The 11,728-nt window shown below is 51.4% G+C and carries 9 protein-coding genes; 8 read left to right on the top strand and 1 reads right to left on the bottom strand.

All coding sequences use genetic code 11. The features are described from left to right. Positions 1-221 precede the first annotated feature (221 nt). From rplM to SH449x_RS16635, 7 genes are all read left to right on the top strand, one after another. A complete protein-coding gene (gene rplM, locus SH449x_RS16665) occupies positions 222-674 on the top strand; it encodes a 50S ribosomal protein L13 (protein ID WP_482377206.1) in 453 nt (150 codons plus the stop codon). Positions 675-732: 58 nt separating this feature from the next. Continuing rightward, positions 733-1,146 carry a 30S ribosomal protein S9 gene (gene rpsI / locus SH449x_RS16660; protein ID WP_482377205.1) on the top strand — a complete coding sequence of 138 codons (414 nt, stop codon included), beginning with the start codon at positions 733-735 and terminating at the stop codon, positions 1,144-1,146. 100 nt (positions 1,147-1,246) lie between these two features. After that, complete coding sequence (gene ppk1, locus SH449x_RS16655; RefSeq protein ID WP_482377204.1) at positions 1,247-3,352, top strand: polyphosphate kinase 1; 2,106 nt, start codon at positions 1,247-1,249, stop codon at positions 3,350-3,352. A gap of 400 nt (positions 3,353-3,752) precedes the next feature. After that, positions 3,753-4,352 carry an RNA polymerase sigma factor gene (locus SH449x_RS16650; protein ID WP_482377203.1) on the top strand — a complete coding sequence of 200 codons (600 nt, stop codon included), beginning with the start codon at positions 3,753-3,755 and terminating at the stop codon, positions 4,350-4,352. Positions 4,353-4,380: 28 nt separating this feature from the next. Next, positions 4,381-6,045 (top strand): serine/threonine-protein kinase, encoded by a 1,665-nt coding sequence (locus SH449x_RS16645; protein WP_482377202.1) that lies wholly within the window; start codon positions 4,381-4,383, stop codon positions 6,043-6,045. Positions 6,046-6,144: 99 nt separating this feature from the next. Then, on the top strand, positions 6,145-7,029 hold the full coding sequence (locus tag SH449x_RS16640; RefSeq protein WP_482377201.1) for a hypothetical protein: 885 nt from the start codon (positions 6,145-6,147) through the stop codon (positions 7,027-7,029). Between the two features lie 143 nt (positions 7,030-7,172). Further along, positions 7,173-7,649 carry a transposase gene (locus SH449x_RS16635; protein WP_482377200.1) on the top strand — a complete coding sequence of 159 codons (477 nt, stop codon included), beginning with the start codon at positions 7,173-7,175 and terminating at the stop codon, positions 7,647-7,649. Between the two features lie 484 nt (positions 7,650-8,133). Here SH449x_RS16635 and SH449x_RS16630 read toward each other — a convergent pair whose 3' ends face one another. After that, positions 8,134-9,732 carry a pyridoxal phosphate-dependent decarboxylase family protein gene (locus SH449x_RS16630; protein WP_482377199.1) on the bottom strand — a complete coding sequence of 533 codons (1,599 nt, stop codon included), beginning with the start codon at positions 9,730-9,732 and terminating at the stop codon, positions 8,134-8,136. 165 nt (positions 9,733-9,897) lie between these two features. Here SH449x_RS16630 and SH449x_RS16625 point away from each other — a divergent pair, with 165 nt between their 5' ends. Next, positions 9,898-11,613: an MraY family glycosyltransferase gene (locus tag SH449x_RS16625; RefSeq protein WP_482377198.1), complete on the top strand. Its 1,716-nt coding sequence runs from the start codon at positions 9,898-9,900 to the stop codon at positions 11,611-11,613. Positions 11,614-11,728 lie beyond the last annotated feature (115 nt).

Below are 11,728 nucleotides of genomic sequence, written 5' to 3'. Positions count from 1 at the left end.
GGTTATACCGGGGAAATCAAAACCCGATACACCCTATTTGCCCGTGTTTTGGGGGTTTTGCAATCCAAAAGGATGCCAAAAGGTTGGAAAAACTCCGAGAGAAAGCCCTTGTGAACGATGAAGCCCGCCGATATACTCTCGCACCTTTAATTCCTGGAAATTGTTTGTAGCATTGGGATTCGGGCGAGAGCGGAAATACTCCACCTATCGGATTTAGCATAATGGTAGCACAACCTAAAACTTACGTCGCAAAGCCTCATTCTGTCCCACAAAAGTGGTATGTCGTCGATGCGACAGACTGCATCCTTGGCCGTTTGGCTAGCGATGTAGCAATGGTTTTGATGGGAAAACATCGCCCTGAGTACACCCCGCATGTGGACACTGGCGAATTTGTCATCGTGATCAATGCAGAAAAGGTCGTAATGACCGGCAACAAGCTGCACGTTCGCCACTATGCGTGGTATAACGGATATCATCGTCAAAAGATGGAAAGCTATGCCGAGCGACTCGAACGTAAGCCAACCGATTTGGTGAAGATGGCCGTCAAGCGAATGCTTCCAAAGAACGCTTTGGCCCGACACATGCTGGATAAACTAAAGGTTTATGCAGGACCTGAGCATCCCCACCAGGCACAAAATCCTATCCCGGCACCATTTGGCAAACACGTCAGCTAATTGCCTGCGGATTCAATCTCCGAATAACGTTACTTGGTACATATTTTAGAGTCATCAAATGGTTTCAGTCAAAAAAGATAAAGTTAGTGGTGACTGCCTTGGCACCGGACGTCGTAAGACCGCAGTAGCCCGGGTTCGCGTTCGACCAGGTACTGGTAAAATCACCGTCAATGACCGAGAGTTCGAGAAGTATTTCTTGAACGACTCGGAACGCCGACAAGTGCTTGAGACTCTCGACCACGTTGGCAGCCGAGAGAGCGTTGACGTTTTCGTTCGGGTAGCGGGTGGCGGCGTGAATAGCCAAGCTGGGGCGGTTCGAATGGGACTTGCTCGGGCATTGGTTGGCCTCAACGAGGAACACTTTATTCCTTTGAGAGAGAATGGCTTCCTAACTCGGGATTCCCGAATGAAGGAACGAAAGAAGTACGGTCTACGCGGTGCGCGCCGAGGCGTTCAGTTCTCCAAGCGGTAGATTTTGTGCACATCCCCCGATTTCGGGGCGACTGGTTCACGGCGACCCGAGGCTTTTCCCTCGGGTTTTTTTATGGAATCATGTTTTTATCGGTTGAGCAATGCAGACGAAATCCACGTTCATCAATCGCGAACTTAGCTGGCTGGAATTTAATCAACGCGTCCTGGATCAGGCTCTGTACCAAAAGATCCCCGTTCTGGAGCGACTCAAATTCCTAGCCATCACAGCTAGCAATATGGATGAGTTCTTCATGGTGCGGGTCGGGGGACTGCAAATCCAAGAGTCCAAAGGACTTCACCAAAAAGATTTCAGCGGCCTAACTCCGAACGAGCAGCTACAACTCATCTATGAGCGTGTAAACCAGATCATTCGAGATCAGTACACATGCTTTCTAGAACAAGTCGAACCCACACTTTCAGCCGAGGGGATCGAGCACGTTCTCGTAAAGTCCGCATCCGCCCGGCATCGAGAAACCCTGTCGCGATTCTTTCACGAAAACATCTATCCAGTCGTCTCCCCGATGGATATCGACCCGGCTGGCGAGTTCCCGGTCCTAGCGAACCTAGGGTTGCACCTAAGTGTTCGAATGTCGAGCGGTGATTCAGACCACCCTCATCGGTTTGCCGTTGTTCCTCTCGGACGAGTCCTTTCACGATTCATCACGTTGCCTCGCGACAAAGGCTATAGCTACGCTTTGCTGGAGGATGTTGTCTCTGAGTTTATGGATCAATATTATCCAGGCAAGCGAATCGAAGAATGCGTGGCGTTTCGAGTCACCCGAAATGCGGACATGTCTGTCCGCGAGGATAGTGCAGCCGATTTGATGCACGGCATGGAGGAGGTGCTAGATTGGCGGCGATCTGCTGATTTTGTGAGATTAGAAATTTCGGCGCAAGCATCCGAGATTACGATCGAATTCCTTAAAAAGCATCTTGAGCTAATCGACCGAGACGTATTCAGGATTCCTGGCCCGCTCGATCTCTCTAGCATGATGTATCTCGCCGACATCGAGGGCTTTCCCGGCCTTAGAGATTCTCCTTGGTCATCGCAGCGATCCCCTGCGATCGATCCAACCAAGAGCATGTTTTCGCAGATCGCGGACAAGGACATCTTGCTAAGCCATCCTTATGAAAGCTTCGAGCCTGTCGTTCGCTTTATTGAAGAAGCGTCTGCGGATCCTGATGTTCTCGCGATCAAACAGGTCTTATATCGCACGAGTCGAAATAGTCCTATCGTGCGGGCTCTCAAGAATGCAGCCGAGCGTGGCAAATATGTAACGGCGATCGTTGAACTGAAAGCTCGCTTCGATGAGCAACGCAATATCGAATGGGCTCGGGAGTTAGAAAAAGCCGGTGTCCAAGTCATCTATGGCGTGCGAGGGCTAAAGACCCATGCCAAGGTGTGCATCGTCGTTCGACGCGAAGCTTCAGGTATTGTGCGCTATGTTCACTTTGGCACTGGAAACTATAACGAATCAACGGCACGGCTTTATAGCGATGTGAGCTATCTAACATGCAACGAGTCACTCGGTCGCGATGCGAGCTCGTTTATCAATGCCATCACCGGGTATAGCCAGCCATTGCCCTACGAACAACTCGATTCGGCACCGTTGGGTTTAAGAAAGAAATTACTCTCTCTCATTCGAGCAGAAACCTCGAATCGCAAACTGGGACAGAAAGCTTACATCGCAGCCAAGATCAACGCTCTCGTCGACCCTGAAATAATCGAGGCACTTTATGAAGCTAGCCAAGCAGGAGTGGTGATTCGCTTGAACGTTCGCGGCATTTGCTGTTTGCGTCCCGGAGTGCCTGGACTGAGCGAAAACATTTCCGTCGTGAGCATTGTCGATCGATTCCTGGAGCACGCTCGCGTCCTCTATTTCTATCACGGTGGAGATGACAAGGTCTTTATCAGCAGCGCGGACTGGATGAGTCGGTCCTTTGATCGAAGAGTTGAGCTGCTTGTTCCGATCGAAGAAAAGACCTCCAAGCTCCGATTGACTGGCTTGCTCGAGGGCTACTTTAAGGACAATCAAAACGCGTGGTACTTGCAGCCCGACGGAAAATACCAGCGCATTGAACCTGCTTCGGGCCAACCAAAGTTTCGAGTCCAAAAGCATCTCTACGAAAACGCAGTCCAAGCCATCAAGGATGCCGAGCACGCCGCCCGCACCACCTTTGAACCTCATACCGCCGCCGGTTTGTGAGAGCGGGTGCTTAATTCTTGGTTCGCGGGGTTGTCCGCTAAGGCACTTGGCGGTTTTTGGGTTTCGGGTAGTGGGATTCGCCAGAATTCCTGCATCACGGGAGATGCTTGCGAATTCCCTGGTATTCCAAGTCCCTACGACCAGGGTGCTATCTGCCGCTTGCTTGATGGCCTCGTTGCCTCGGCCACTACCACATAATCACTACCACATAGTCTCGAGTGATTGCTGGCATTTCTGATCCTTATTTTCGAAATCGAGCTGTTTTGCCTGAAAGATTCTGTTACCTCGGTTGTGGAAGAGGGTAAGGACAGCGGACAATAGTCACGATGACCGAGCTGTTCTTGAAATGGCAGCATTATGCCAATGGCTTGATACCTTATCGCACCAAGAGGAAACGAGGATGCCAGCGAACCCAGAGACGCGAGAAAGTCTCATTCTGCGTCTGCCGAAAATGTCAGACTCTGGTGCATGGAAAGAGTTTCTCGAAATTTACGAACCGCTCGTCTTTCGATTCGCTCGGCGACGAGGCTTGCAAGAAGCCGATGCTCTCGAGGTCGCCCAGAACGTCTTCATCGCCGTCGCGAAAGCGGTCGAGCGATGGCAGCCGAATCCAGAACAAGGCAAATTCCGATCCTGGCTCTTTCGCATCGCTCGCAACCAATTGGTAAATCATGTGAGCAAACATCGCCGCGACAAGGCGACCGGCCGAACGGCAGAGTGGAATCTACTCTACGATTTGTCGGATCGATCCACAGTCGATGCGGATGCTCTGCAAGATTACCGTCGCGAGATGTTTCGGCTCGCTGCCATTCAAGTACGAGAGTCGGTTCAGAAGGAAACCTGGGATGCCTTTTGGCGAACCGCCGTTCTCGATGAAGATATTGAGTTGGTCGCCCATGAACTAGGGCTATCCCGTGGAGCGGTCTACATAGCCAGAAGTCGTGTCACCGCCAAGATTCGTTCGCTTATCGAACAATGGGAGAATGATGATGTCCTTTAAATCACAATTTTCACCCGCGATCAAATCCATGTCAGGACTCAATAGCCAGCTGGAGGCACGTGCATGTCGATTCCCGATCTTGGCCATCTTCGATGATCGCGTCACCTCCGAAAGATCAAAAGAAATCGAGGAGCATTTAGAAAAATGCTCGGAATGCCGAAACGTTTTGGAAGGCTTTGAAAAATCTTCGCCCGAGTGGTGGGGTGTTGCCAAAGACTCATGGCTCGAAGGAGACCTTGTCACAGAACGCAACGACCAAAGAGCCGTCGTTACCCTCGAGGTGGGCACGGAACTACCCGAGGACAGTCCGCTCGAGTTGGAACGGGTTTCGCTCGATTTTCTAGATCAACCAGCTCATCCCGAACTATTGGGCAAGCTCGGTCGTTTCGATGTTGAACGAGTCATCGGTGTAGGTGGAATGGGAATCGTTCTCAAGGCCCATGACACGGAGTTGCACCGAGTTGTTGCATTGAAAGTACTCGCTCGACATTTGGCCAACAACGCATCCGCCAGGCGACGATTCGCCCGCGAAGCACAAGCGGCAGCCGCAGTTCTGCACCACAATGTGATTCCCATCTACAATGTAGAAAGTGAAAGTAAGAATCCTTTTTTGGTGATGCAGTACGTCAATGGTCAGTCACTGCAAGCCAAAGTGGATGAACACGGGCCGCTGACCATTGCTGAAGCACTTCGCATCGCCAAGCAAACGGCGGCTGGCCTAGCTGCCGCGCATCAACAGGGTTTGGTGCATCGCGACGTGAAGCCGGCCAATATTCTGCTTGAGGAAAATGTAGATCGCGTTCTCCTCAGCGATTTCGGATTAGCTCGCGCGGTGGACGACGCATCATTAACGCGCACAGGCATTGTGGCAGGCACCCCACACTACATGTCCCCGGAACAAGCGAGAGGGGATTCGTTGAGCTTTGCCAGTGATTTGTTCAGCCTGGGCAGCGTGGTGTACTTTATGCTCTCGGGACATCCACCCTTTCGCGCCCAAAATGCGATGGGAGTTTTGAATCGAATCTGCCATGATCCTCATCGGCCGCTGGATCAAATTAACTCATCCATCCCAGTGGAAGTTGCGGCCATCGTGGATCGATTGTTGGACAAGAATCCAGAGAACCGGTTCGCATCCATGTCACAATTGGAACAAGAGATCGATGCATTGTTGACAGCATTGCAGACGGGCGGCCTGTCGTTGCGGAAAGCAAATGTACGAATTTTCAGGAAGCTCCCCAAAGAGAACGCTCCTCACAAGGTGAGTTTTTGGTCAGTAGCATGTCGTCGATCGATTCGCATCGTGGCAGCGTTGGCAATCATTGCGATACTGTTCGGCGTTGGCCGGACTGTATTGCCAGGCTGGCTCAGACCTGGAACTGCTCTTCAGCCCGAGTCCGCGAACATGATTGGGGTCGATGGAATGGTTCAGGAAGATAGTAACTGGCAAGCTGATTGGAATAGCACGTTCATGGAAGCCGAGCAGCAAATATATGCGATCCAACGGCAGGATCAAATCCTCGGATTCCAAAGCCAGGAACTCCAGGATTTCTCGCGATCAATCCAGGATCTACAGCAGCAGATCAACCAATTGGAACAAGACGATTCGTGGGGAATGTTTCAATCTCGATTTTCGAGACTTCCCAACGAACCCCACGATGAGAACAACTCGTTCCAAGGCTCCGCCTTGGAATGAACTGTCGTCGAGGCTCCGCCTTGCTGCTGATGCCAATGCGGTATCAATACCCTTTCCCATGCACTTAACACGCTTAGCTTTTTACGGAGATGAGTTTTTATGAGACGATCCTATGTTTTGTTTGCGATAGCACCCTTCGTTGTGGTCGGTGGAATTTGGGCTATGGCACAAGAACCCAAAAACACGCAACCTGCTCGATATGTTCCGAGCACTTCGCAGGCGTTCGGCAACAATTATACCGATGGCCCACAGCCGACCCAGATGGCAACCCCGCTGGGCCAGAGAGCTTTTAGTGTCCCAGCTGCAGTACCTGGCGTTCCGCACGTCCCACCACCATACGGCAATATCGTTTTTCCTGAAGTCTCGCATATCCCAGGTGCTCACGTACCTCGTAATGAGCTGTTGAAATTAGCTGATGGCAAGTTCTCCATTACGACAATGGAGCAGCCAGGTCCAGACGATTGGAAGGAAGATTCCGATGCCAAGCAAAAGCTGAATACCGCGGTTCAAAAGCTTCGTTCCTCTGATACCGAGGAAGAAGCCGCAACCGAAGCTCGAAGCCTACTAGCCAATTATCTCGAAGCCCAATTCGATCACGATCTCTCCAAGCGTGAAACGCAAATCAGCGATTTGCAAAAGCAGATCGATAAGCTGAAGTCGCAGTTGGAGAAACGCAAAGCTTCGAAGGAGAAAATGGTCGAGATGCGGTTAACTTTGCTAGAGAACGAAGCGAACGGACTCGCATTTCCCCCCGCCTGGAATTCACTTCCCGTATCGAACACTGCTAACTTTAGCCAACCACCGTTTTACAGTGGTCCGGCAGTACCTCAAGTACATGTTTTCCCACCCAATGCTGGCGGTTTTGGGCAGCCGATGCCACCTCAGCCAACCGGTGTCCAGATCTATCGAGAACCTTTTTATCCTTCGAATGGACCCCAAAAACCTGGCCCTGGAAACGAGCAGAATAGCAGCGACAGACGCTAAGCTTAGTTCAAAGTGGTTGAGACCTAACAGACAGATTCGACCTTCATAGCGTAGCGATACCATTAATAGCGAAACGGCGCAAGCCAAATGGCACTTACTTTGACAAGCTGACCTTTTTGTCATCAATCAAGGCCGCAATTGGCATGACATTTGCGCCCTGCGTTCTGGTTTTCTTGCCACTGCCAAAAGAGAACCGCTACCCACCCGCCTCCAACCAACACGGCCTAGGAGTGTGGCCGGTCGCCTATGTCGTTGAAGCACATGAACTTAGCTCTGGTGCAGCTGTAACTCCTGAGTTCGGCGCAGTGAACGGACCAAAAGCCGTCTCGGAGACCTACCTTGCGCGAGCATTGATGAGGAAGTTGCCAGCCGGATCGATCGTGATGGCCGATGCAGGCTATGGGATCTACTCTGTTGCTCATTACGCTAGGTCTTCCGGTCACAAATTCGTGTTACGTCTGTCGAAGGACCGCTTCAATCGCATTAAGAAAAGTGCGGAACTATTGAGCTCGACCACCTCTTCCAAGACTTATCAGGTTCCATGGACACCGTCGGCAAGAGAGCGAGCAAGCACCCCTGAGTTGCCAGGCAGCGTTAGAAGCAGACTGCGAACCGCGTGAGCTCGGTTTTACCGGTGTATGGTCGGTGTACCGTCATATGCTCCAAGGCATCGAGGTCCGCGACGCGAGCGAATGTCTCGATCGCTTTCAGCCAGCCGTACATTATACATCACGAAAAAAGCTTCCCAAGCGTCCGGGACGCAGCTTCCCTCGCGAAGCCTATGCTAGACGTCCTAAAGCGACACACTTCCAGAAACGCCAAAAGCCACAAAAACCCAATGAACTACCAGATTCAACAACAAAGCAAGTGCCATTGGGCTCGCGCCCATACCGCCACAATTGGCATCGCTTCGCGATGCGTTTCCTGAATTGAATCGGTAGCTTTTCATCTGCCGCTCGCCTTGTCTTTGCTGATTAGGACTACCTACATATCGTCCCTAACGGGACGATCAGCACCAGGAACAGGAGTTCTGAGGATAGCCAGTAGTGATTTTGTGACACCTAAAACTTAGCAGCAACAGACAACAAGTGCTTAGTTTGACGGCTACAACTCCTCGATACTCTCGACGATTCGATCTACCATCTCTTCAGTGGTCTTTGGGTTAAAGAAGACCGCTTTCCATGCTGGGATATCGATACCATGGGGACAATACCCAAAGCTAGTCGTAAAGCCAAGTCTCGCATCAATTCTCGGGTCCATCATTTTGTTTCTCTTATCGAAAAGTCTTCGAATCTCTGGCAAGTAGCGTTGACGTTGTTCGATCGACAGTTCGTTATTGACAAGCTTTTGGAAAATTTCTTCCGCATTTCGACCTTTGGGAAAGACCCACCAGTTAACCGATGCACCGGGAGTATCTTGATTGAGGACTTTGCAATAGTCGAGGGACGCGAGTTTTGATTTCAGGCGATCCGCTAACTCGAGTGATCTTGCCAGGAGCATTTGCCAGCCGGTCAGGCCGATACCATTGAGAGAGGCCATGACACTGTAAGGGCCAAAGGCTGGCCGCGAGCATTCCAGCGTGAACAGGGCTGGGTCCCGACTGGCTTGGGCATCCGAGAAGTAAGGAGTGTCGGATACGGAACGGGCGAGGTACTTGAGGTCTTCGCGACGATTCACAATGAATGCACTGGACGGATAGTGACCTCGTCCCATCTTATGAAAATCGATGGTGACCGAGTCTGCTTTGCGAAGGCCTAGATTCTTTTCCTGCACACGAGCGATGATATCACGAACGCGAGGCTCCATCTGGAGAGGATTGGATTGCAGGTTGTAGTCAGAAAGCATAGACAGGGCCCAACCCACCGCTGCATCGACGTGCAATTGTGGTCTCGGCACACCAAACTCTTTTGATTTGGCTTCGGCGATTTCCGAAATGGCGTCGATGTCATCGAATCCGAATCCGTCTGTGGTACCAAATGTGCAGCAAATGTAAGCGACTCTTGCACCAGAGCGATACAGATCGTCCAGCGTGGATTCCAGCAAATCCGTACGCATGGCGAGGTTTTGATCTGTAGGTACATCGATGAGATTCGACGTCCCGATCCCGAGCCAGCCAGCAACGGTCTTGTTGGAGTAGTGGCTTGCCTCCGAGCAGATGCCGACGACTCGTTCGCCTCGAAGCCCATTCTGCATGACCCCCGGCAGGACTTTCTCGAGTCCGATCTTGCCACCGTACAGGTTGGAGATCGTCCCGCCGATGGTGAAAACGCCCCAGGGATCTTGGGTATGGTAGAAGATCAGGTTAGCAAGGGTTGTGATGGCCTTGACCTCGAGTTCGTTGGAGCGTTGGCTGTAGCGATCGGTGCAAAGGTTTGGGTTTTTGAGCAGGCACGCGAGCATTCCGATGAGGGAGGCATTGTTGGCCGGACCGCGAACGTTCTCCAGGTGGAGCGGATTATTCCAACTATCAGTTCCCCAGAAGTAGGGGAAAACCGCGTCACGTGCGTCTTTGAGGTTGCCAGGAAGATTGTGGATTTCCGGGTTAGCTTGAGCCGTTTCGTAGTTCTGGCTCATGATTTCGGCCGGAGTCAGGGCCGATTCGGCGGCCGTGGCAGATAAAAATTCTGTAAAGATTTGGGAGATGGCAGGTTGCTGCCAGGAAAAAAAGGTGTCCAGCAGTTCTTGGTATTTTTGTCGGTTCATTGTGTTCCTGGAGGTGATAAGAGACCAGCGAGGGACGGCAGCTTGCCCTTAAGCCGAATCTACCGGCACGATGTCGCCAACTGGCGGTTTGTTTGATTTAAAAATCCGATTTTTGAGTCCATTTACAAGCATTCGAGAATTTAACGATAACTCGGATTAAACAGGTTGTATCAACAGATATTTGGTGAATCTTTGTCTGGCAAGCTCTGGACGGATGAATCAAACCTAACGATCATGGAAGGACTTCCGAGAGATCGGGTTAGCACACGCAACGCCGCGCGGCGCATCCCAATCACCTTGTCACATCGTGTAGAGATCATCATGGTATTTCCGCTTGTATCGCTTGCGATCGCTTTTCTGATTGCTACTTTGTTGACGCCTTTAGCCAGAAGAGTTTGCATGAGAATCGGATTGGTAGACAATCCTGATACGCATCGCAAGCTGCACAAGGAACCGATTGCTCTCTGCGGCGGAATTGTGGTTTTGGTGAGCCTACTATCGACCACTGCTTTGATGTTGGGGACCAGAGCAGACTTCGCAGCAGTAGCCTTCGCAAAGATTTATCAGGTCACAGCGCTTGCTTTAGGTGCAGTTGCGATTGTCACTCTCGGTGTCGCCGACGATCGATTTGGCCTGAGAGGCCGCCAGAAACTCTTGGGTCAGATTCTGATCTGCTTGTCAGTGATGGCTTTCGGGTTTCAATTGCCTACTTTGTCCCTATTCGGCTGGACGATTGAGCTGGGCTTACTCGCGGTACCTGTGACGCTAGGCTGGTTATTGTTGGCGGTTAACTCGGTCAATCTGATCGACGGAGCCGATGGACTTTGTTCGTCGGTTGGATGGATCGCGTCAGCTGCAATTTCGGGATTAGCGTGGGTGACAGGAAACTATGTCGAGGCAATGGTAGCAGGTGCCCTTGCAGGAGCACTGTTAGGGTTCCTTTTCTTTAATCTTCCGCCCGCCAAGGTTTTCTTGGGTGACGCGGGAAGTATGTTTGTTGGACTTTTCCTGGGCGTGCTTTCTATTAGGTGTATAAATCACGGAACTGATCCGTTACCCATCCTGGTGCCGATCGGATTGATGGCGATTCCGTTGTTCGATTCTTGCATGGCGATCGTTCGCCGAACTCTAGCTGGACGAAGTATCTTTACCGTCGATAGAGGGCACTTGCATCACAGTCTTATGCGTCTTGGCATAAGAAGCCACTTGCTAGTCGGTACGATAACACTGCTTAGTGTGCTGACATGCGGGGGTGCGGTCGCGTCGGGCATCCTCCAGTCGGACTGGATTTCTGTAGGGAGTATTTTGCTCGCCCTGGGGACGCTCGTAGCAACCAGGGCCTTTGGGTTCGCTGAATTGGAAATGCTTTGTAAGCGGAGCCTGGGGTTCTCGAAGAGCCTTATTGGTCGTCAAGGAGTCCACGCGAACAACGCCCGTATTCAAAAGGTACGACTTCAAGGTTCGCGTGAGTGGGACATCGTTTGGACCTCGCTCGTCGAATTCGCAGAGAAACACGGAGTAGCAAAAATCGCTCTTGATCTCAATATGCCTTGGTTGCACGAGGGTTTTCACGCTAATTGGCACATTTCCAAGATGCCCGACTCGTCCGAACGTTGGACGCTGAAAATCCCGATTCAGTCCCAAGGAAGAATCCTGGGTAGGGTCGAAGTAATGGGACGACTCGTTGGCACAGAATCCTACGTAGTGATCGAACGACTCATGGAGTTGCTAGGCGAACTACAACCACGCATTCAAATGGTACTAGACGATTACGAAGAAGTCCCGCCAACTCTTTTCAAACCCTCTGTGAGGATCGTTCGCCCCGTCGAAATTGCCAACTCTTCTGGCAGCTCTGCCGAAGTCCAACTAAAGGCCCAATGATGGCCAGTTTGGGGGGCAAACAGCCCTTTGCTAGCCAATTGGAATCTAGCGCAGCGACCAAATGGGGATTTTGGGTATACTACAATCCCCTGGAACCGTCGATTTGCGTTCTGGG

The sequence above is a fragment of the Brakhagea baltica genome (genome assembly GCF_052161605.1).
In the GTDB taxonomy this organism is placed as follows: domain Bacteria; phylum Planctomycetota; class Planctomycetia; order Pirellulales; family Pirellulaceae; genus JBKCUI01.
This window is presented reverse-complemented; position numbering and strand designations above follow the sequence as displayed.

What these genes read in the sequence shown, in the direction of transcription:
- SH449x_RS16635 (WP_482377200.1), top strand. Translation starts at nt 7,173, where the DNA reads ATGACATTTGCGCCCTGCGTTCTGGTTTTCTTGCCACTGCCAAAAGAG.
- SH449x_RS16650 (WP_482377203.1), top strand. Translation starts at nt 3,753, where the DNA reads ATGCCAGCGAACCCAGAGACGCGAGAAAGTCTCATTCTGCGTCTGCCG.
- SH449x_RS16640 (WP_482377201.1), top strand. Translation starts at nt 6,145, where the DNA reads ATGAGACGATCCTATGTTTTGTTTGCGATAGCACCCTTCGTTGTGGTC.
- rplM (WP_482377206.1), top strand. Translation starts at nt 222, where the DNA reads ATGGTAGCACAACCTAAAACTTACGTCGCAAAGCCTCATTCTGTCCCA.
- ppk1 (WP_482377204.1), top strand. Translation starts at nt 1,247, where the DNA reads ATGCAGACGAAATCCACGTTCATCAATCGCGAACTTAGCTGGCTGGAA.
- SH449x_RS16630 (WP_482377199.1), bottom strand. Translation starts at nt 9,732, where the DNA reads ATGAACCGACAAAAATACCAAGAACTGCTGGACACCTTTTTTTCCTGG.
- rpsI (WP_482377205.1), top strand. Translation starts at nt 733, where the DNA reads ATGGTTTCAGTCAAAAAAGATAAAGTTAGTGGTGACTGCCTTGGCACC.
- SH449x_RS16645 (WP_482377202.1), top strand. Translation starts at nt 4,381, where the DNA reads ATGTCAGGACTCAATAGCCAGCTGGAGGCACGTGCATGTCGATTCCCG.